General features: G+C 69.6%; 13 protein-coding genes and 1 tRNA gene. 10 read left to right on the forward strand and 4 right to left on the reverse strand.

What is annotated here, in order from left to right; genetic code table 11:
* Positions 1-322: 322 nt before the first annotated feature.
* From KBX08_RS13315 to KBX08_RS13340, 6 genes are all read left to right on the forward strand, one after another.
* Positions 323-889, forward strand: a complete 567-nt coding sequence (locus tag KBX08_RS13315) for a hypothetical protein (protein WP_210783774.1) — start codon at positions 323-325, stop codon at positions 887-889.
* Positions 890-1142: 253 nt separating this feature from the next.
* Positions 1143-2690, forward strand: coding sequence for a hypothetical protein (locus KBX08_RS13320; protein WP_210783776.1), 1548 nt, complete (start codon positions 1143-1145; stop codon positions 2688-2690).
* Positions 2690-3895, forward strand: coding sequence for a zinc ribbon domain-containing protein (locus tag KBX08_RS13325; RefSeq protein WP_210783778.1), 1206 nt, complete (start codon positions 2690-2692; stop codon positions 3893-3895). The genes KBX08_RS13320 and KBX08_RS13325 overlap by 1 nt, the downstream gene beginning before the upstream one ends.
* Positions 3896-6301 (forward strand): GTPase-associated protein 1-related protein, encoded by a 2406-nt coding sequence (locus KBX08_RS13330; RefSeq protein ID WP_210783780.1) that lies wholly within the window; start codon positions 3896-3898, stop codon positions 6299-6301. It abuts the gene before it with no gap.
* A gap of 3 nt (positions 6302-6304) precedes the next feature.
* Complete coding sequence (locus KBX08_RS13335; protein ID WP_210783782.1) at positions 6305-7900, forward strand: hypothetical protein; 1596 nt, start codon at positions 6305-6307, stop codon at positions 7898-7900.
* Positions 7887-8069, forward strand: a complete 183-nt coding sequence (locus KBX08_RS13340; RefSeq protein ID WP_210783784.1) for a hypothetical protein — start codon at positions 7887-7889, stop codon at positions 8067-8069. Before KBX08_RS13335 ends, KBX08_RS13340 begins: the two co-directional genes overlap by 14 nt.
* Here the strand turns inward: KBX08_RS13340 and KBX08_RS13345 are convergent.
* The 4 genes from KBX08_RS13345 to KBX08_RS13360 are packed head-to-tail and all read right to left on the reverse strand — an operon-like array spanning position 8066 to position 15347.
* A complete protein-coding gene (locus tag KBX08_RS13345) occupies positions 8066-12229 on the reverse strand; it encodes a tetratricopeptide repeat protein (protein ID WP_210783786.1) in 4164 nt (1387 codons plus the stop codon). The genes KBX08_RS13340 and KBX08_RS13345 overlap by 4 nt on opposite strands.
* On the reverse strand, positions 12219-13229 hold the full coding sequence (locus KBX08_RS13350) for a MoxR family ATPase (protein WP_238688921.1): 1011 nt from the start codon (positions 13227-13229) through the stop codon (positions 12219-12221). The genes KBX08_RS13345 and KBX08_RS13350 overlap by 11 nt, the downstream gene beginning before the upstream one ends.
* 16 nt (positions 13230-13245) lie before the next feature.
* A complete protein-coding gene (locus KBX08_RS13355; RefSeq protein ID WP_307850534.1) occupies positions 13246-15003 on the reverse strand; it encodes a trypsin-like peptidase domain-containing protein in 1758 nt (585 codons plus the stop codon).
* The gene (locus KBX08_RS13360) at positions 15000-15347 is read right to left on the reverse strand and encodes a CU044_2847 family protein (RefSeq protein WP_210783790.1); all 348 of its coding nucleotides are present in this window, start codon (positions 15345-15347) and stop codon (positions 15000-15002) included. The genes KBX08_RS13355 and KBX08_RS13360 overlap by 4 nt, the downstream gene beginning before the upstream one ends.
* Before the next feature lie 179 nt (positions 15348-15526).
* On the opposite strand from KBX08_RS13360, the gene fdh reads away from it, so the two are divergent.
* The 4 genes from fdh to KBX08_RS13385 all read left to right on the forward strand — a co-directional run bounded on the left by fdh (position 15527) and on the right by KBX08_RS13385 (position 21014).
* Complete coding sequence (gene fdh / locus KBX08_RS13370; protein ID WP_282102824.1) at positions 15527-18799, forward strand: formate dehydrogenase; 3273 nt, start codon at positions 15527-15529, stop codon at positions 18797-18799.
* Complete coding sequence (locus KBX08_RS13375; RefSeq protein WP_372494728.1) at positions 18789-19757, forward strand: 4Fe-4S dicluster domain-containing protein; 969 nt, start codon at positions 18789-18791, stop codon at positions 19755-19757. The genes fdh and KBX08_RS13375 overlap by 11 nt, the downstream gene beginning before the upstream one ends.
* Complete coding sequence (gene nrfD / locus KBX08_RS13380) at positions 19754-20905, forward strand: NrfD/PsrC family molybdoenzyme membrane anchor subunit (RefSeq protein ID WP_210783799.1); 1152 nt, start codon at positions 19754-19756, stop codon at positions 20903-20905. Before KBX08_RS13375 ends, nrfD begins: the two co-directional genes overlap by 4 nt.
* Positions 20906-20918: 13 nt before the next feature.
* A tRNA-Sec gene (locus tag KBX08_RS13385) sits at positions 20919-21014 on the forward strand.
* The last annotated feature ends 17 nt before the right edge of the window (positions 21015-21031 follow it).

Here is a 21031-nt window from a genome sequence, read left to right on the forward strand (position 1 = left end):
GGACCCCTGAGGGCTGGTCGCGCAGGGTGGAATGCCAGCCTCCACCCGGTCGTTACAGTCCCCACGAACGACCGCAGGCACCGCCTCGATGAGGGTGCCGATGGATGGGCCGACCCCGGAATGACCCCGGCCCGCCGGTCGTTACAGATGGACCCGGCGCCACGAGCCCTCCGCTCGTCAGGTCGCCGACCCTGACGCCCGACCGGGTGTCACCCCCCAAGACTTTTCCCCTTAGTGCAGCGCCGGACGAGGTGCTCACACCCATCACCGCCGTCCCCCTCTTTGGCGGTGTGGGTGTTCTACCCCCGAAGGAGCTACCCCCATGAACACGATCTTCCGTAAGAGCATGCTGTCTGTTGCTGGTCTCGCGTTCGCCGGTGGTGTGTTCGCCGGCCCGATCGCCGCCCACGCCGCTACCCCGGCCGTGGATGCCAAGGCGGTTGCGGTGGCCGTGCAGTCGGCGGCGCCGAAGCCGCAGGGCGAGCAGTCCCACATCACCCTCAACGACGAGCAGACCACCAACGTGAAGGCCATCATCGCGGCCACCAAGAAGGCCGGCCTCCCCGAGCGGGCCGCGGTCATCTCGATCGCGACGAGCCTGCAGGAGTCCAAGCTGGAGAACCTGGGTCACCTGGGCGACCGGAACGACCACGACTCGCTGGGCCTGTTCCAGCAGCGCCCGAGCTCGGGTTGGGGCACCCCGGAGCAGATCACCGACCCCGCCTACTCCACCACCGCGTTCCTCAAGGGCCTCAAGCAGGTCGACGGGTGGCAGGACATGCCGCTGACCGACGCCGCGCAGACCGTACAGGTGTCGGCCTACCCGGACGCCTACGCCCAGTGGGAGCAGCAGGCCACCGACCTCGTCGCCCAGCACTGGAACAGCTGACCCCACACCACAAGCACCCAGCACCACCGCACCACCGCACCGACCACTGGCCGGCACCCGCACTCGGGGTGCCGGCCAGCGGCGTCCCCCGCGAAGTCGGAGTGTCCGTGGACTGACAGATGCTTGTAATCACCCTCAGGATTGTGATGATCTCAAGTCGCTAACGTGAATGAATAGGCGGTGAGGTTCACAGTGGATGCGACTGGTGCTTTCGACGGTTTCGTTCAGCCGCCTATCGGCGTTTGCTAACTCGATGGCGTTCGACGCCGAGCGTTACGACCGCGAGGTCATCAAGCCGCTGCGTGGTCGACACGGGCGACTTCCCGTCGGCGACCTCATTCTGCGTTACGCGGTGGAGCCAGACTGGACAGTCGACCAACTTGCCGTCCATCTCAAGCAGCTACGACAGTTTTGGCAGGACCGCGCCGTGGGGCCGGACAGTCGGGCGGAGATCTGTCGGCTGCTGATTCGGGCCGACGAGGAACTCAGCCGTAACGTCGGTGACCTGATGAGCGACCCTGCGTGGTGGCAGGACCAGGCGACGGCGACGCAGGGCGGCGGGGGGCGGACGACGCGGATACGCCCACCGAATCTGGTGCGGGCGGAGCCGACCCGGCATGCCGAACCACCCACTGAGGTCCCGGACGACGCCCCTGGGTGGCGGGCTGAGGCACGTGAGTTCATCCGTGCCCGCCTCGATGACTCCGGCGCCGTTGACGCGCGTGAATCGACTCGACCTGTCGCTCGACGCAGCCGGGTCGCCAAGAGCGGCGGCTCCGCGGAGGATGTGCCGCAGGTACCGAACGAGACGTCAGATGCGGCGGCCGCGAGGCGGCAGGCAGATCAACGTCCGAACTCGGACGACTTGGCGCGCCTGGTCCAACCAGCCGAACTCACGATCGAGGCGCTCGGTGCCCGCGACGACAGTTGTCAGGTACGGGTGTCCTGGCCGGCGACGGATGCCGAGCGGTTGAGGATCCGCTGGGCCGAGACGCCACCACCATGGGCATCCGGGAGCGTGCTTCCCGTGCCGACGCTGATGGCCTTCGGCACCGAGCTGGCCGGTACCAGGCAGGTGCACGACGGCGAGGCGGCGCTCCTCGCCGAGGTGCCAGTGGGCTACCACCTCTACGTGCCGTACGTGGTGGAGCGGGACCAGGCTGTGGTGGGTCGATTCGTTGCGCTCGGTCTGGCTGAGCCAGTCCGGAGGCTGAGGGCCGAGCGCCGCGGGGACGACGTCATCGTTACCTGGGTCTGGCCGGAGGGATCGCGGCTGGCAATTGTCGAGTGGACAGCGCCGGGCGGCGTACGACAGGACCAGATCACCCGCGCCGGGTACGCGGGGTCCAACGGTTTCCGAATACCCGCTGCCCTGGATCCCGGGGTGGTCCGGGTCTCGGTGCTCACCGCCGTCGCCGCCGACGAGGCATGTTCACGAGGCCGTGAGGTCGAGCTACCGCCCCGGTCGATACCGGTCTCGTACACCCTGACCCGGCACCGACTGTGGAGGTTCGGCCGGCGGGATCTCGCTGTCCGGCTGCGGACGGAGACGGATCTCGCCGACCTCGTCGTCACAGTTGTGCTCGGCACGGATCTCGCGATGCCGCCGTCCGCGGCTCACGGGACCGTGCTCGTCGAGCACGAGGGTGTCGACCTAGTCGCCCACCAGGCCCGAGAGCTGACCATCCCCGTTCCGGTGCTGCCCCGGCGTCAGGATCCGTACTGGGTTCGGTGTTTCCTGCGTGGTCCGGTACCGACAGTGCTCACCGGCCCTCCCGTCGAATCGATGAGGTTGACATAGTGGCCAACGTCGCCTGTCCGTTCTGTTATCAGCGCATCGACGGCTCAGCGCTGTGGTTCCAGTGCTTGGGCAAGGGTGACGCCGATCGGAAGGGTTGCCCGCCCGGCACCGACACGGTCCGCCACAACATGACCGGTTTCACCGAGACGATGCGTCCGGTCTTCCCACCCCCACGCAACCAACGGCTCCGGCTGGCACGGATCGCCTGGTGCCCGGACTGCGGTGGCCGTACGGGGATTCGCGCCTGCCCCTCCTGCCACACCCCGGTGCCGGCCAACTTCGGGGAGGCGTCCAGCCCGATGATCGCCATGTTCGGTGGGAAGGGCACCGGCAAGACGGTCTATCTGACCGTTCTCGCCCACGAGATGCGCTATTCCGACCTGCGTCGCCGGTTCGCCGCGGATATCAGGATGACCGGCGACGGGCAGGGTGGCTTCAAGTCCCCGCTGGCGTGGCTGGAGCAGAACGTCGACAGGATGTTCACCGAGCACAAACTGTTCGAGGCCACCCCGCCCGCCGTCGGTGGCCGGCAGAATCCGCTGGTGTTCGAGTGGCGGGGTGAGCGCCGTCGGTGGCGGCGCAAGCCGGTCTACCGCACCAGTTACCTGTCGTTCCACGACACCGCAGGCGAGGATGTCGGCACCCTCAGCGGCGCCAACGACCTGGCCTACATCGGTGCCGCCGACGGTCTGATCCTGCTGCTCGACCCCTTCATGCTGCCCGAGGCGCGGGAGCGGCTTCGATTACCGTCTTCGGCGATCCGCTCGACCGAGGACACCATTGCGGTAGTCGACCGGCTCACCCAGAGTCTGCGTTCCAGCAACGGGGTGGGCGGCAGTCAGCGGATCACCAAGCCGGTCGCCGTCGCGTTCGCCAAGATGGACGCCTTCTTCGACGTGTTGGGCCGGGATCACCCGCTGTGCAATGAGCCGCGGCGCGGGCCGGCGTACGACGAACAGGTGGGTCGGGCCACCCACGAGCAGGTCGCTGCCCTGCTCCGGGACTGGCGGGGCGACGACATCGAGCAGCACCTGCGGATGAACTACACGACCTTCCGCTACTTCTTCGTCTCCGCGCTGGGAGCCCCACCGGATTACGACAACGCCATGGTCGAGCCCGGTGGCGTTCGCCCGTACCGAGTCGACGAGCCGTTGCTCTGGTTGCTCAGCCTACGCCGTTTCGGCGTCGTACCGAGGCAGCGCTGAATGACAGGGCGGTTCGAGGCGCTGATCTGGACGGACTGTCGCGAGGGCCAAGGGCTCCGCGGGACACCCGGCCTCCAGTTTCAGTCGCGATCGGCGGGCGCGGACCGGAACGCCGAGGCCGTGGTGCAGCGGAACCTGCTCTACGAACCACCGCCGCGGTTGATGGGGCAGCGCCGTCCGGTCAGCGACTACCCCGCTTCGTTCGCACATGTCTGGGACGGGCTGTTCGCTACCGCCGCCGGGGTCTACCTGGGGCGGGAGAGCGTGGGCGGCAGGGAGGGCAACCAGCTGACCCATGCCATCGTCACCGACGACCCTGCCGCGTACGGCCTCGTGCGCCCGGCCCAGATGTTCGGTGCGCCGTTCTGGACCGCTGAGCCGGCACTGACCACGCGATGCCCGGAACTCCAACCAGGCTGGCATCCGGGTTCCTTCGGCGCGGTGGAGGCGCAGGCTTTCGTTCGCAGCGCGCCCGACGGTGACGAGTTGCTCGCGGCGCTGTTGTCGACCCTGCGCCCGCCAGCCGATCAGCGTGGCCGGCGCGTCCTCTTCGTCGCCCGCGAGCCGGCCGAGGTAATCCGATGGATAACAGCGGTCACGCTGTTGATACCGCAGCGGGAAGCCCTGCGGATCGGATTCAAGGTGTTCACGCTCAATCCCGCGTACGCGCCGCATCGAATCCTCGCCGTGCACCCCGACTGGGGTGGGGCCGAGGCCGCCCTCGACAACGATCAGGGCTACGCCGTATTCGACCTGGTCCGGCACGACTGGAGTCGGGTCACGCACACACAGGCGGCGCGGCAGTGGACGGAGCTGTTCCTCGCCGAGGACCCGATGGACGTGGTGGACGCTGTGGAGGTCGCAGCGGCGGCCGGGATGGACGGTGACAACGGCACCGCGGTCGCTCTCGCCGCCATCCTCGGCCGCCGCCCACCTCCTGAGAAGGTTGCCGGGCTGGTCAGTTGGCTGCGGCACGGACCGCCACAGTTGGTCAGGCGTTACGGCGGCGGCATTGTCGACCTGCTGGTGGCCGCGGCGTCGCAGTGGCCGGTGGAGGTGCTGCGCAGCCTCGACGAGGTCAGCCGTGCCGCCACATTCCCGCACCGGGCGGCGGAGGTGCGGCTCTCGCTGATCGACGCCGAGGTACGCGAGGCGACGGTGGCCGGCGTCGTCCGTCCGGAGCCGGTCGCCCCGGTCAACGGTGCATGGACTCCAGCCGAGCACGAGCGGTCATTCGTCGCGATCACCAGGGAGATGCGCCTCGCCGAGCCGCCCCTGTTCGAGACCCTGCTCCGACTGTGCGGGCGCTTCGGGCTCCGTCCGGCACTTGCCGATCTGCAACCCGGCCTGGACCGGTTCGTCCTGGACTGGGCCAACAACCCGGATCACGCGTACAGGGTCGCGTTGTGGGCCTGCGGGGACGAGATTCAGCGGCTCCTGCGACACGAGCTCGGCGAGCGCTTGGCGGACGAGCCGGACCGGGCCTACGAACTCGGCGACAAGTGGTGGGACGTGCTGCTGCGTGAACCCATGCGACTCGACGAGCCGTTGGACGCGGCGGTGGTGGAGGCCGCCCTGCGCCATCTACCAACGCGGCAGCAGATCGACCTGATCGAACAGTGCCTGCGCACCGCGATGGCCGCCACACGTCCGGCGGCGATGGTGAATCGCACCGCCTCGGTCATTTGGACACACCGTGCGGTCAGCCGTGCCGAAGCGCACCTGTTGACGCATCTTCTGCCCCGCGACACACCACTGGACCCGCGGGTGTTCGCGCCGCTGCACCGGAAGGTTACCGACTACCGATCGGAGCGGGAGTACGTCGACGCGGCGCTCGTCGTGATAGCGCACGGCCTGTGGGCGCCTCAGGTGGACACGCTCCGCGCCATCGCCGCGCAACGCGCACTGGTCTTCGTGCTCGACAGACTGGCGGACACGACGTTCGACCCGGTGGCGCTCGTCAAGGCTCTAAACGACGTGCCACCACACCTGGTGCGGGCACAGATGCCGGACCTGTGTGAGGCGATAACGCAGGCGCCGGTGGTCGCGGTGGCTTTCACCGTGCTCACCCACATGCACGTCCAGCAGCTCACCGAACCGTGTTCCCGCAAGCTGCGCGGTGAGTTGATGAACAACTCCAACCCCGCACACGTCGCCCTGGCATTCGTGCTGCTGAACATCGAGTCGCAGTCGGCCGCGATGGCCTCGATGATCCACGCGGGCACACACGCCGACCTTGATCGGTTGGTGCGCACTGTGGTTTCCCGCTGTTCGGAGAAGCGGTTCCGGGAGATGACGATGCACATCGACGGCTTGGGCCCGATGTGGTCAGCACTGTGGAAGACCTTCTCGCGCTCGCACCGACGTGGGCTGGTCCGGCGTCTCCGGCCGGGCGGACGGGGGTGACTGATGTCTGGCCTGATCGCCGTCCCGCTCCTCCTGCTGGCGCTGCTTATCGTCGTGACCGCGTACAGCCTGGTCGTGATCATTCTGACGCCGTACGTCCTTTATGCCCTGTCAGCTGGTTACCTCGCAGGGCTGGTCCTCGCCCTGGTCGAGACCGCCCGGATGTACGGCGGGCTGCTCGACCCGCCGCGGGTGCGCAGCCCACGGGACCAGTTCACTGCGGTGCGACGTCGCGGGTCATTGTCGTATCACCGTGACTTCGCCTGGTCGCACTATGCCGTCTGGCAGGCGGGGTACGACCTGTGGGCCGTCGTCGAGCGCTGCCACCGGCACGTGACCCGGTCGTGGATCTCCACGTGGCGATCGCTGCCCCGACTGCCCCGGTACCACAAGCGTTTCCTGGACAGTTCCCCGGACGGCGTTGGCCCGGACGGGTCGACCCGGACCCGAACCTGGACGGTGCTGCTGACCTGGCCGGTGCTCGCCCTGCCTGCCGCGGGGCTCGTCGGCCTCACCGTGGGTGTCGTCACCAGCATCGCCGTGCTGAGTGTCGTCGTTGTGGTGGTCGTCGTGCCGACCTGGGTCCTCGGGGCCGCGGCGACCGCAGGGTTGCGCGCTGCCGACCGGCGATGGCGGGCCTCCTGGCACACCGAGACCTGCTGCCCGTACTGCTACTACCTGGTCGACCTCCCGGTTTTTGCCTGCCCGACGGAGCACCCGTCGACCGCGCCGTCTGGGTCTGATCGACACCGGGCTCTGCGGCCCGGCGCCCAGGGACTGTGGCGGCGGCGGTGTGGCTGCGGAACGTCGATGCCGGTCCGCCAGGCGTCGGCGGGCGCACGGCTCACGGCGCTGTGTCCCAAGTGTGACACCGCGCTCGCCACCGGCACCGGACGAGCCACTGAGATCAGAGTCGCCCTCTTCGGTGCGCCCGACGCGGGGAAGTCGACACTTGTCGACGCCATGGTGGCCGCACTTGTCGCCCGTTTCCCCCCGGAGCGCTGCGCGATCGTGCGACGGCGGGACGGACGCGGTGGGCCGGAAGCCGTCGGCGTGACACTGCAGGCCCACCGCGCTCCGCAACGGGTGCAGGTGTTCGACGCGCCCGGACCGGCACTCGTCGACAGGGAAACCTGTGCGACCTACGGTTACCTGGACGGGACACGGAACTTCGTCTTCGTCCTCGACCCCCTGTCACTGCCGGCGCTGCGCGAACAACTGGCGGGGCTGCCGCCGCACCTGGTGCCGGTCGTGCGGGTCGCCCGGCACGATCTGGTGGACTCGTACGAGGCAGTTGTCATCGGCATGCGGCATCGAGGGGTCGACACGAGCCGGTGCCGACTCGCGATCGTGGTGTCCAAGGGTGATCTGCTCGGCCTGCTGCCGGTCGGCGCACCGCTTCGGGCGGGTTCGACGGACGTCCGGCGATTTCTGGTCGAGCACGGCCTCGACAGTCTCCTGACGTCAGCCGGCCGAGACTTCGGCGAGGTTCGCTACTTCCTGCACGGCCAGACCGGCCCGCCGTCGCCCGACCCGCTGATGTGGCTGTTGCGCGGGGAGCGCGCCCTGCGCCCGGAGGTGACGAATGCGCTCCGCTGACCTGCCCACCTCCTACAAGGCGACCCGATTGTCCATTCTGGTCTTGATGTTCGCCGTCATGATGGCGTTGGCGGCATGGTCTGTGTGGGTCGGCCTGCCGCAGGCGGTAGCCCACACCACGGCAGGCGTACTCCGGGCCTCCTGGTGGGTGTGGAGCCCGTTCAGCTAACCGCGGGAGCGTCGTCCTTCGTCCAGCAGGCGAGCCTGCAACCGGTGGCGGTTGGCGTTCGGCTCGTCGCCGACCCGCTCCCACAGGCCGGCGAGTTGGCGGTGCTCCCGTGCCAAGCGCGTGCTCAGCGTGGCGTTCGCCGCGTCGTCGCGGAACAGCCGACCCCGTATCTCGCAGCTCTCGGTGAGCGCCTCGATGGCCGCTCCGACGTCGCCGGCCTCCAGGAGCAGCCCGGCCTGCTGCCTCAGCACCGTCGCCAGGTCCTCCCTGTAGCGGGCCGGGTCGGCGGTGGCCAGTCGGCGGTGGATGACCACCACGTCGCGGAATGCCAGAGCGGCCTCGTCGTGCCGTTCGAGGTCGTGCATCAGGACGGCTCGACAGTGCTGGGCCGTCGCCAGTGCCGCCAGGACATCGCTGCTCCCCTCCGCAGCGAGGGTGCGGTAGATCGCGACGGCCTCGTCCGCAGCCGTCAGCGCCACCTGCGGCGAGCCGACCTCTCCGAGGTCCATGGCCTGTCTCAGCAGGGCCTTCGCCAGGGCCGGGGCGCGGCGGATCTGGTCGCCGGTGACGAGTTGGCGGTGCAGGTCCACCCGCTCGTCCTCCGCCGCGAGAGCGGACGCGGCATCGTGGCGAAGCCGATGCATCGCGGCCAGTGCGCCGAGCGCGTCACTGAGGTGAACGAGGACGGCTGCCGGGGCGTGCGCCGATTCTTTGCGCGTATCGGTCGTCCGGTCACTGCGGCGTCGTTCCGCGTCGAAGAGCGCGCGCGCGTGCCGTACGGCCGACTCCGCCGCAGCAAGGCCCTCCTCGATGCGGGTCAGCTCACCGAGGAGCCAGGCCTGCCGGATCTCACTGGCGCACACCGGGGTGAGATGGCTGTCCGGCTCGTCGAGGTGAACGTGGTGATGGTGCGCCACTGCCCGGTTCGTGGCGCTGAGCGCCTGCACTGTCAGACCGGCACGGTGCAGGTGGTCGGCCTGGGCGTCCAGGGCCGAGGTCAGCCGCTGCACCAACCGCGCGGAACTCGACTGCCCGGCGATGTCGACGATCCGTTGCCACAGGTCGACCTCGTCGGTCAGCACGTCGAGCACGTCCGCGTCCGATCCGTGGGCCAGCAGTACTCGACGATGATGGCCGAGAGCTTCCGCCAGCCAGGGCAGGTAACGGTCGATCTCGCCCAGCCGACGGGCACCCTGAACGAGCTTGGCGGACTCGGCCGCTGGCTGGTCGGCGAAGAGGAACCCGGGGTCGGGCATGCCCTCGGCCACGGCCCGCACCATCGGGTGCGGGGTGCGGGGATCCTGCACCAACGTGCGGAGCCGGGCCGCCAGGGCCGGCGGTGGGGTCGCGGCGGTGGCCTTGAGCGCCTGCAGCAATGTCACCAAGAGGGCCGGCTGGTCGCGTACCACCTGCCAGAGCGGTTCGGCGAGGTGTGGGTGCCGGTGACACGCCGAGCCGAGCACCGTCATCGCTCGACCCGACTGCGCCGGCGTACAGAACGGGATGATGCCCGTGACCAAGGCGGGGTTGCGCGATGCGGCGGTCACCGCGAGGTCGTGCCGCACCGCGTCGGGCTCGACCGGCCCCCAGTATTCGCCGTCGGCGCCCGGATAGAGCTCATGCAGCCAGGTCGCCAGGCGGTGCACGGTGGCCCGGTCGGTGGCGTCCTCCGGGCGGACCCGCCGCACGACTTCGTGGGCGTCGGTGATCCGCTCCGCGCCGTAGAGGGCGGCCGCCCCCACGTACTCGTCGAGTTGGCCCGGTCGGGCATAGGAGATCCGGGCGGCCACGGCGGTGCCCTCGCCGTACCGGCGCTCCTGGGCGACCAACGCGGCCACCACCTCCGGTACGGAGACGGGGGGCCGCTCCGCCCCGGTGCGAACGAGGAGTCGCAGCGCGGCCAGGTGAAGCGTGACGGGGGCGGAGTAGTGGTCATCGTCGGCGCTGGGCAGGCTCATCGAGGCGGCGTGACGCTGCCAGTAGTCGGTGCCGGAGTTGGTGTCCAACCGTGTCGCGAGGTCGGTCAGAGCGTCCCGGAGGGCGGCCTGCCGGGCGTTCCCCGCCGCCCAGGGCGCCTGCAACTGCTGGACCGTCCCCTCCCCGAACAGGACATTGGTACGGCGCAATTCCTGCCACCAGTCGCCGGCGGAACGGGCTAGCAGGAGCAGACGCAGCGGTCTCACGCCGTGGGCCGCACGGGTCAGCTCTCTACGCACCATGTCCAGTCGCGTCTCGGCGTGGTCCACCACGACCAGCCCGCCGTCCTCGATGTCGGCGCCGGACACCGACGCCTCCCGCCAGCGTCCCGAACGGCTGTCGAGAAGTTCGAGCACCAGCCTGGTCTTGCCCTGACCAGCGCCGCCAGCTATTACCCGCACCGCCGAGCCGGGGCTGTCACACCATCGCCGCAGATCGGCCAGGTCGGCCGTACGACCGCTGAAGCGCACCACCCGGTGGTGTGGAGCGAGCAGGTCCGCCGGTGCGCCCGTCGCCGTGGCCGCGTCGCGCGTCGCGGGACCATCGGGGCCCGCATCACCCGGTTCCGGGTCGAGGTCTGGGGCGGCAGGGCCGGTGTCAGCCAATTCTGCAGGGCTGGTGGGCGGAGCTGCGGCGGGCGCGCTCGGCCGGGCCGCGATACGGTCCAGCCGGGCCCTCCCGATATTGTTGATCACCGCGAACGGGCGGCTGTCGGTCGTGATCCCGGCCTGACCGGGGCCCGGGGTGAGCGCGGTGAAATGCTCGCGAGCCACCCCCACCCGGGCCTGCACCGCCTGGGACAGCTCGTCCAGCAGCTCCCCGGCCCGGAACAGATCGGGACGCTGCAGCGTGTCCAAAAGCAGAGGTTGGACTCCGTCGACGAACCGGTAGCGTCCAGCCTGCCCGTCCACCACCCGCAGCAGGCCGCTGAGCAGCACCTCGGCCAGTTGCGACGGCGGGGCGGAGCGGAACATGGCGTGTTGGATGTAGCGGATCACCGGCAGCACCGGCTCGCTCATCGCGACGTACCCGGCGAGGCGGAACGCCTCGGGTGATGCCGACGAGCGGAAGTGCCGTACACGGTCGGTCGGGCTGGGCGTCGCCCGTTCCCGGACCGGGATGTTGGGTACTCGTTCGCCGGTGACCACGGTCACCGCTGCGGTCACCGCCGTCACGCCCGAGAGGAGCCGCGTCCAGCGGCCGACCCAGCGCGGCGAGACCTCCAGCACCGGCACCACGGTGCCGTCGGGGGCGGGCAGGCCGTCGAAGGCGGCGAATCGCAGGTCGGTGTTGGGTGCACCCGGGCGTGGAGCGCTGAGCGCCCCCACCATGGTCCGTCCGCCGGTACGGGACCACATGCGTTCCGGCAACGGTTGAAGGATCGACACCGGACCGTGCCGGGCCCAGCGATGCAGGAACGCGCCCGCCGCGCCAGTGTGCCAGATCCGGTCGACGCAGTCGCTGATGACGATGACAATGCGCCGTCCGGTGGGGTCGATCAGTTCGGCGGGGCGACGCGTCTCACCACGCCAGGTCGACAGCGCAGCGTCGACGCCGGCGTCATCGCCGTGCAGCCGCCACCTGCTGACCTGGCGAAAGACCCCCGAGGAGGCCAGGGTGTCGGCCACGCTGGTGGACAGGTCACGCCACAGCGTCATGGAAGCGGTGCTGTCCACCACCACCGCGGCATCCAGCCACCGCTCCGTCGACGGTGTCAGCACCGCACGCCAGGGTTGGTCGGCCAGCATGTGTTCGGCGACGGCGCGTACCGTCGCATCCTCGTCGAGGACGTCGAGCCGCCGGTTTGGCACCCGCCGCATCAACGGGCGCAACGTCCGCTGAAATCTCAGTCGGTCGGCGAGCGCGATCGAGCGGGGTACCGCGACTTCGGCGGCCGTCGCTGTTCCGGTCCGGGTCGGGGGTATGTGCAGGCTGGTGGGTGTCGGCGCACGGGGCGGAACCGGCGCGGGTGCCGGTTCCGCCCCGCTGAGCGGTGCCGACACGTCGGCGACCGCGTCGTCAGCCGGCCCGGGCCCGGCCGCGGTGTCCGCTTCCGGCCCGGGCTGTACGGCGGGGGCGCGTGGTCGCAGATGGTGGCCCAGCCAGAGCGCCTCCGCGAGTTCCCGTGCGGTCGGATCACCACCCGCCGCGACAATGGCGTCGCGGAGCAGGTCAATCGTCATCGGACCGGCGGGACAGGTGAGTCATCACCTTCTCGGCCAGAAGCACCCGGTCGACACCGCCGGAGCGGCCTGCCTGGTCAGTCAGGTAGATCGCGTTGAGCAGTTGGTCCGTGGCTAGGTCGCCCGGCTCCCGACGGGTGAGGAAGGTGTCGATTAGGTCGGTGCTGCCCTGGGCGAGACCGTCGAGGTGCGCGTCGACGATGCTTGTCAGCTTGTCCCCATCGGGCTGCGGAAGGGTGACCTGAATGCACCGCCGGAGGAACGCGGGTGGGAACTCCCGTTCGTCGTTGCTGGTCATGACGATGACCGGAAAGGCGCGACAACTGACCTGCCCTTGATGGACGGGCACTCGTTCGGTGCTGTCCGCGGTCATCACCTGGGCGTCGGCGGTCCGGTCCGCGTGCCGCACCAGCTCGGCGATCTCGTACGCGCCGTCCTCGACGATGGTGAGCAGATCGTTGGGGAGGTCGAGGTCGCCTTTGTCGATCTCGTCGATCAGCAACACCCGGGGCTTCGCCGAGGGCAGCAGGGCGGTGCCCAGCGGGCCCAGCCGGATGAAACGGCCCAGGTCCTCACCGTGGTCATGTCCAGCGGTGTCGTCGGCATGCCGTTTGGTCTGGTAGAGCCGTGCCAACGGGTCGTACTGGTAGAGGCCGTCCTTCAGGGTCACCCGGCTGGTGATGTTCCAGCGCAATGGTCGGCCGAGCTTCAGCTCATGGGCGACCGCCGTCGCAAGCGTCGATTTTCCGGTGCCCGGGTGGCCCGTCACCAGCAGTGGACGACGCAGGTACAGGGCGGCGTTCACCAATTCTACGGTATCCGGATCCGGCCGATAGTTCGCGCCTCGACGGATGTCCGCCTCGGTTTCCTCGACACGTGGCGCGGTGGGGGTGGCGGATTCGTCGAAGACCCGCCATGGCGGTGGAGCGGGCAGCCGATCGATACCGTCGTGGGGGACTCCGGTGCCTTCATAGATCCACCAGCCCGGTTTCTCGGACACGCTCACTCCTAACTCTTCACTCCGCGAAACTCAGGCGGGTCGGGCGACGCCGAGGTTCGTCCCACAGCAGGGTCACGTCGCGGCCACAGTGTTCGTCCTCGTCGTCGAGTTCGGCGGCCTCCACCCGTAGGTCGCGGACCCGCGCGGGCAACTCCTCGCTGCGGATGTCGCCCAACCGGGTAGCCATGGTGTCACTGAAACGCCTGCTGGCGCAGATGGTCTCGGTTTCGGGGCAGGCACAGGCGGCTCGTTGCCACAGCAGGACCGGCAGGCCACTCGCCACCGCGGAGCCGATCCGGTCCGGCTCTGTCCAGCGGCCCGCCAGCCCCAGCGCGAGCGGGCGTTTCGCGGAGCGCAGCCATGCCTTGAACTTCCGCAGTTCCCCGGTGCGGTTGGAGCAGTCGAGCCAGCTCATCGTGGCGTTCAGGTGGCCGGGGCGATCGCGAAGCTGTCGGGTCCGTTCCTCGATCATGCGCGGATCGGTGGTGTCGAACCATTCCAGGGCGCGGACCACGACCGGCCGGCTCCAACCGAGCGGCACTTGGTCGTGGTCGTCGAGGGCACGCCAGGAGTCGACGGGCCAGCCCAGGTGACCACGGGGCAGCACGAACTCGACGGCGATCGTCTCGTACGTGGCGTGCATCATCTTCCTGTACGCCTCGGGCAGGTGCTGCTCGATGGTCTCCTGGATCTTGTCTTCGGTGACCGTCTCCTCCAGGGTCCGTTCGTCCAGTCCACCGTCGGGGTTGGTGGCGGTCCAGATGGTGACGTGGTGTGCCTTGCGTCCTTCCGCCGACGGCGCGATCCGGACTACCACCCACCCTGGCCGGGTACCGGCGTCTTCGGTTGCCGGCTCGACCGATGTCGCGTCGCCCGCGCTCCAACCGTGTCGTCCCACCCATTCGTGCAGAGCCGCACTGTGGTCGGGGGATTTCAACCCGATCCGTCGCAGCAGGGTGACCACGAGGTCGACAACCTCATCCTCGGGGAAGGTGGTGTTCACCGCCAGCCACTCGACCATGGCGAGCACGCTGCTCAACGGCTGCTGCGGCGGGTCGGGGGAGAGCCGGGTGGGGTGCCCCAGCACCTCCATCGGTAGCCGGCGCATGTCGGGAAGCTTCAGGTCGTCCAGGATGGCCCGCAGCTCCCGGTACGCGATCGAGTCGAATGGGCCGAGGCGCATACGATCGATGATGAACGGCCAGTGGCGGCCGATCTCGTCGAGCGGCAGTACCACGCCGGTCCGCATGTCCGGGTCCCGGTCGGCGGAGATCACCATGCCGACCACCTCGTAGGTCCCCTGCACGTAGGCGGCCGAACCGCTGTAACCGCGCTCCAGGCGGGTGCCCCTGGTCTCGCTCGCGGTGGTCTGGCACGCCTGCCCCGCCAGCCGGGGGTACGCGTCAGCGTGGAAGTGGGCGATCTGGCCGGTCTTCCGGTAGCCGTCGGGGAAGCCAAACGCACCGAGCTCCTGTCGCGCGAAGATCTCCACCCCGTTCAGTGGCGCGAGCCGCGCAGGTTCTACCTCGACGGGCTCGGTCAGGCGGATCACCGCGACGTCACCCTCGTCGACCTCGCCAGGTGACCAGGGCCCCCGGAACACCACGGCACCGTCGAGTCCGCCCGGGCTGGGCTGCAGAAACGACACCCTGGCGGCCATTGCGTCACCCACCACGTGCGCGCAGGTCAGAATGTGTTGGGCGTCAATCAGGAAGCCGCTGCCAGATCCGCCAGCAGTGTCGACTCTCACCTGCCACCGCGGCGCGGCACTCACAGTGCGGCGACCTCGCTGCGCGGGGCACCGCCTGACCAGGTGAGCTTGACCGTGAGATGGGCGTCGACGCCTGTCTTGGCGAAGACGGCGCCGGCCTGAGCATTGAAGTTGACCCCGAACTCGATCTCGATGTCATCCGGGCGATGGACGGCTTCGCGGAAGGTCGCGAGCGCCTTCTGCGCCGCTATGTTGATCTCTCGCAGGCCCGCCTCAAATCGCTTCCGAGCCTCGACGATCTGGTCCGCACCGAGCCCCGCCTCGCCGAAACCGGCCTCTCGCCGGTCGATCTCGAAGACGACCTCGTCGCCGTCCTCGGTGCAGACACGCATCAACTCGGTTGGCATCAAACCTCCCGTGATAGCCAGGTTCGGTTGAGCATCAACCACTGTGTACTCCGCCGCTGTCGGGTCGCTGACTTAATCTGGTTCCCCCTTGATCCGGCCTCGAGCGATCCTCCCGCTCGCGAACCTGTCTCAGTTGACCTATCTTCAGAGGGTCGCTCGCGTGGGAGGGGGTGTCGGGGTTGGGGTTACGGACCTTTATCGAGGGTTGGCCGGTCTATCGCCAGCTCACCGGCACGGACCCGCTGGGCCGGGGTGCCGCGGCGAAGTCCGACGTGTCCCGCGCGCTCACCGCCCGCACCGATACCGCCGATTCGGTGGCCCGGTCGGTCTGCCCGTACTGCGCTGTGGGTTGTGGTCAGCGGGTGTTCGTGAAGGACGGGCGGGTCAGTCAGATCGAGGGTGATCCGGACAGTCCGATCTCGCGGGGTCGGCTCTGCCCGAAGGGTTCGGCGAGCAAGAGCCTGGTCACCAGCCCGCTGCGGCAGACCACGGTCCGCTACCGCCGGCCGTACTCGACGCAGTGGGAGGATCTGGAGCTCGACACCGCGCTCGACATGATCGCCGACCGGATCCTCGCCGCCCGCGAGCAGACCTGGGAGGACGTCGACACGCAGGGTCGACCGCTCAACCGGACGTTGGGTATTTCCAGTCTGGGTGGGGCGACGCTGGACAACGAGGAGAACTACCTCATCAAGAAGTTGTTCACCGCGATGGGGGCGCTCCAGATCGAGAACCAGGCCCGTATTTGACACTCCGCCACCGTCCCCGGTCTGGGGGCCAGCTTCGGTCGTGGCGGTGCGACGGATTTCCAGCAGGACATCGCCAACGCTGACGTGATCGTCATCCAGGGTTCGAACATGGCTGAGGCGCACCCGGTGGGTTTCCAGTGGGTGATGGAGGCCAAGCGCAAGGGTGCGAAGGTCTTCCACGTCGATCCACGGTTCACCCGGACGAGTGCGGTCGCGGATGAGTACGTGCCGATCCGGGCGGGCACCGACATCGCGCTGCTCGGCGGGGTGGTGCGCTACATCCTGGACAACGAGTTGGACTTCCGGGAGTACGTGCTCGCGTACACCAATGCGGCGACGATCGTCAGCGAGGAGTTCAGCGACACCGAGGACGGCGACGGCTTCTTCTCCGGCTTCGACCCGGAGACCGGCACCTACGTGCAGGACAGCTGGCAGTACGAGGGGCACGAGGGTTCGTCGGGCAGTGGGCACACCGCCCAGGAGCGGGACAGCGCCGCGGGGTTGACGCACGAGTCGCACGGCGCGCCGGTGGGCGGGCAGACCCGGCGCGACGAGACGTTGCAGCATCCGCGCTGCGTCTATCAGATCCTCAAGCGACACTTCTCCCGTTACACCCCGGAGATGGTGGAGCGGGTCTGTGGCATTTCGCAGGCGCAGTTCCTGGAGTTGGCGCGGGCGTGGACGGCGAACTCCGGCCGGAACCGCACCGGCATGCTGATCTACTCGGTGGGCTGGACGCAGCACAGCGTCGGCGTGCAGTACATCCGCACCGGCGCGATCATCCAGCTCCTGCTGGGCAACATGGGTCGCCCGGGTGGCGGGGTGATGGCGCTTCGTGGCCACGCCAGCATCCAGGGCTCGACCGACATCCCGACGTTGTTCAACCTGTTGCCCGGTTATCTGCCGATGCCGCACCACGCCGAGCACCCGAGCTTCGACGAGTGGGTGGACAGCATTCGCCACCCGGGGCAGAAGGGGTTCTGGGGTAACGCGCGGTCGTTCGCCGCCAGCCTGCTCAAGGCGTACTGGGGTGACGCGGCGACGCCGGAGAACGACTTCTGCTACGGCTATCTGCCCCGGCTGACCGGTGATCACGGCACGTACCAACAGGTGCTCAACATGATCGACGGGAAGATCAAGGGGTACTTCCTGCTCGGGCAGAACCCGGCGGTCGGCTCCGCACACGGTCGCGCGCAGCGGCTCGGGATGGCCAACCTCGACTGGTTGGTGGTCCGGGACCTTTTCATGATCGAAAGCGCGACGTTCTGGCAGAACGGCCCCGAGGTCACCACCGGGGAGATCGTGCCGGAGGAGTGCCGCACGGAGGTGTTCTTCCTGCCCGCCGCGTCGCATGTGGAGAAGGAGGGCACGTTCACCCAGACGCAGCGGTTGTTGCAGTGGCGGGAGAAGGCCGTCGAGCCGCCGGGCGACGCCCGCTCCGAGCTGTGGTTCTTCTATCACCTGGGCCACAAACTGCGGGAGAAGCTGGCCGACTCGCCGCTGCCGCGCGACCGCGCGCTGCTCGACCTCACCTGGGACTACCCCACGCACGGTCCGCACGCGGAGCCGAGCGCCGAGGCGGTGCTGCGCGAGATCAACGGGTACGACGTGGCGACCGGCCGCCCGCTGTCCGGTTTCGCCGAGGCCCGTGCGGACGGCTCCACCGCCATCGGTTGTTGGATCTACAGCGGGGTGTACGCGGACGGGGTGAACCAGGCGGCCCGGCGCAGGTCCCGGCACGAACAGGACTGGGTGGCCGCCGAGTGGGGTTGGGCGTGGCCGGCGAACCGGCGCATCCTCTACAACCGTGCCTCCGCCGACCCGGACGGCAACCCGTGGTCTGAGCGCAAGCGGTACGTGTGGTGGGACGCGGAGAAGTCCGAGTGGACCGGCTACGACGTGCCGGACTTCGAGAAGACCAAGCCACCGTCGTACCGGCCGCCGGCCGGCGCGTCCGGGCCGGAGGGCATCGCGGGCGACGACCCGTTCGTCATGCAGGGCGACGGCAAGGGCTGGCTGTACGCGCCCAGCGGTGTCCTGGACGGGCCGCTGCCGACGCACTACGAGCCGGTGGAGTCGCCGGTGCGTAACCCGCTCTACGGTCAGCAGGCCAATCCGACCCGCAAGATGTACGCGCATCCGGTGAACTCGGTGAACCCGAGCCCGCCGCAGGAGCACGCTCAGGTGTTCCCGTACGTGTTCACTGTCAGCCGGCTCACCGAGCACCACACCGCCGGTGCGATGAGCCGGACCGTGTCACCGTTGGCCGAGCTGCAACCGGAGATGTTCGTCGAGGTGTCCCCGGCCCTGGCCGGCGAGGTCGGGTTGACGCATCTGGGCTGGGCGCACCTGGTCAGCGGCCGTGCGGTGATCGAGGCGAAGGTGCTGGTGACCGACCGGCTCACCCCGCTGCGGGTGGACGGTCGGATCATCCACCAGGTGTGGTTGCCGTACCACTTCGGTTTCGAGGGTCTGGTCACCGGTGACTCGGCCAACGACCTGTTCGGTATCAGCCTGGACCCGAACGTGCTGATCCAGGAGAGCAAGGTCGGCACCTGTGACGTGCGGCCGGGCCGTCGTCCCATCGGCCCGGCGTTGCTCGAGCTGGTGGCCGACTACCAGCGGCGCGCCGGGATCGTCCCCGGCCAGCACGCGCCGGCCGTGACCACCGACGATGAGGGGAAGGAGCACGGTGCTTCCTGACCCGAACAGCCTGTACGGTCCGCTGGACCCGGCACCCGATGCGGGCTATGAGAACGCGCCGCCCCGGATGGGGTTCTTCACCGACACCAGCGTCTGCATCGGCTGCAAGGCCTGTGAGGTCGCCTGCAAGGAGTGGAACGGCGTCCCGGAGAGCGGCCTGGACCTGCTCGGCATGTCGTACGACAACACCGGCGCGTTGACCGCGAACTCGTGGCGGCACGTCGCGTTCATCGAGCAGCCCCGCCCGGCCGGGCACGGCGCCGCACCGGCGGATGTCCTCGGCGCGCCGGTCGACGCCGACGCGGCCCGGCCGGTCGACGGGGGGCCGCAGTTCCTGGGGATGCCGGGGGCCCAGCCACCGGGCCGGGGCACGGGCGTCGAGGAACGCACGGATTTCCGGTGGTTGATGATGTCGGACGTCTGCAAGCACTGCACGCATGCGGCGTGTCTGGACGTGTGTCCGACGGGTTCGTTGTTCCGCACGGAGTTCGGCACCGTGGTGGTGCAGGAGGACATCTGCAACGGGTGTGGGTACTGCATCTCGGCGTGCCCGTACGGGGTGATCGATCAGCGTAAGGACGACGGTCGGGCGTGGAAGTGCACGCTGTGCTACGACCGGTTGGGCGCGGGGATGACTCCGGCGTGTGCGCAGGCGTGCCCGACCGAGTCGATCCAGTACGGGCCCCTGGACGAGCTGCGTGAACGTGCCGCCGCCCGGGTGGCGACGCTGCACGAGCGGGGGGTCCCCGAGGCCCGCCTGTACGGGCACGACCCGAACGACGGCGTGGGCGGTGACGGGGCGTTCTTCCTGCTCCTGGACGAACCCGAGGTGTACGGGCTGCCGCCCGACCCGGTCGTGACCACCCGTGACCTGCCGAAGATGTGGAAGCGCGCCGGCCTCGCCGCTCTCGCCATGGCGGCGGCGACTGTCGCCGCGTTCGTCGGAGGTTCCTCATGACCCCACCGGGCCCTGTGGGCGACCGGTTCCGTCGCTTCCGGGAGCGCCTCGCCGCCGAGGGCGGCGACCGACCACCGGTGAGCGACGACCGCCCCAGTACCGCCAGCGGCAGCACCGAAGCCGGGGGCCGGACGGGCCGGCGGGGCGGGCGGCGTGGCGGCGGTGAGGAACTGCGGGTGCCGGAGGCCGAGTTCACCTCCTATTACGGTCGGCCCGTTCTGAAGGGACCGGTCTGGAAGTGGGACATCGCCGCGTACCTGTTCACCGGCGGGTTGGCAGCCGGCTCGTCGCTGCTGGCTGCGGGCGGGCAGCTCACCGGGCGGCCCGCGCTGCGTCGCGCCGGTCGGGTGACAGCCCTGGCCGCCGTCAGCGCCAGCGCCGTCTTCCTGATCAGGGACCTGGGCCGGCCGGCGCGGTTCCACCACATGCTGCGGGTGGCCAAGCCGACCTCGCCGATGTCGATGGGTACCTGGATTCTCACCGCGTACGGGCCAGCGGCGGGCGTCGCCGCGATCGCCGAGGCGGCCGGTCTGCTGCCCCGGCACGGTCTGCTCGGGCTGGCCGGCCGGGCGTTGCCGCCGATCGGGCACGCCGCCGGGCTGCTCGCCGCCGGCACCGCGCCGGCGCTGGCCACGTACACCGGGGTGTTGCTGGCCGACACGGCGGTGCCGTCCTGGCATGAGGCGTACCCCGAGTTGCCGGTGATCTTCGCGGGCAGCGCGTTGGCCAGCGGCGCCGGCGTGGGTCTGCTCGCCGCGCCGCCGGCCCAGGCCGGGCCGGCCCGCCGGATGGCGGTGGCCGGCGCGGCCCTGGAGCTGTACGGCGCGCATCGGGTGGAGACCCGCCTCGGCCTGCTCAGCGAGCCCTACCGGTTGGGTCGGCCGGGCCGGTTGCTGCGTGCCGGGCGGCTGCTGACCGCCGGCGGGGTGGCGGGTGCTCTGCTGGGCCGGCGCAGCCGGGTGGTCGGTGCGCTCTCGGGGACCGCGCTGCTGGCCGCGTCGGTGCTGACCCGGTTCGGCATCTTCTACGGTGGCGTCGCCTCGGCCCGCGACCCCCGCTACACGGTGGTGCCGCAGCGCGAACGGGTCGAGGCGCGGCGAGCCGGCATGGATCTTCCAGCTGATCGGGCGGTCCCGCCCGCGGTGTGATCGAATGTCCGGTGGAGGCGTTCAGGCGGCTGGTGCCCCTCCCGGTCTTCAAAACCGGAGTGGTCCGGGACCCGGGCCAGGCGGGTTCGATTCCCGTCCGTCTCCGCCACACCGCTTGCAGGAGAT

Source organism: Micromonospora sp. H61 (assembly GCF_018070325.1).
GTDB lineage: Bacteria > Actinomycetota > Actinomycetes > Mycobacteriales > Micromonosporaceae > Micromonospora > Micromonospora salmantinae.

What these genes read in the sequence shown, in the direction of transcription:
- nrfD (WP_210783799.1), top strand. Translation starts at nt 19,754, where the DNA reads ATGACCCCACCGGGCCCTGTGGGCGACCGGTTCCGTCGCTTCCGGGAG.
- KBX08_RS13320 (WP_210783776.1), top strand. Translation starts at nt 1,143, where the DNA reads ATGGCGTTCGACGCCGAGCGTTACGACCGCGAGGTCATCAAGCCGCTG.
- KBX08_RS13360 (WP_210783790.1), bottom strand. Translation starts at nt 15,347, where the DNA reads ATGCCAACCGAGTTGATGCGTGTCTGCACCGAGGACGGCGACGAGGTC.
- KBX08_RS13340 (WP_210783784.1), top strand. Translation starts at nt 7,887, where the DNA reads ATGCGCTCCGCTGACCTGCCCACCTCCTACAAGGCGACCCGATTGTCC.
- KBX08_RS13335 (WP_210783782.1), top strand. Translation starts at nt 6,305, where the DNA reads ATGTCTGGCCTGATCGCCGTCCCGCTCCTCCTGCTGGCGCTGCTTATC.
- KBX08_RS13315 (WP_210783774.1), top strand. Translation starts at nt 323, where the DNA reads ATGAACACGATCTTCCGTAAGAGCATGCTGTCTGTTGCTGGTCTCGCG.
- KBX08_RS13345 (WP_210783786.1), bottom strand. Translation starts at nt 12,229, where the DNA reads ATGACGATTGACCTGCTCCGCGACGCCATTGTCGCGGCGGGTGGTGAT.
- KBX08_RS13330 (WP_210783780.1), top strand. Translation starts at nt 3,896, where the DNA reads ATGACAGGGCGGTTCGAGGCGCTGATCTGGACGGACTGTCGCGAGGGC.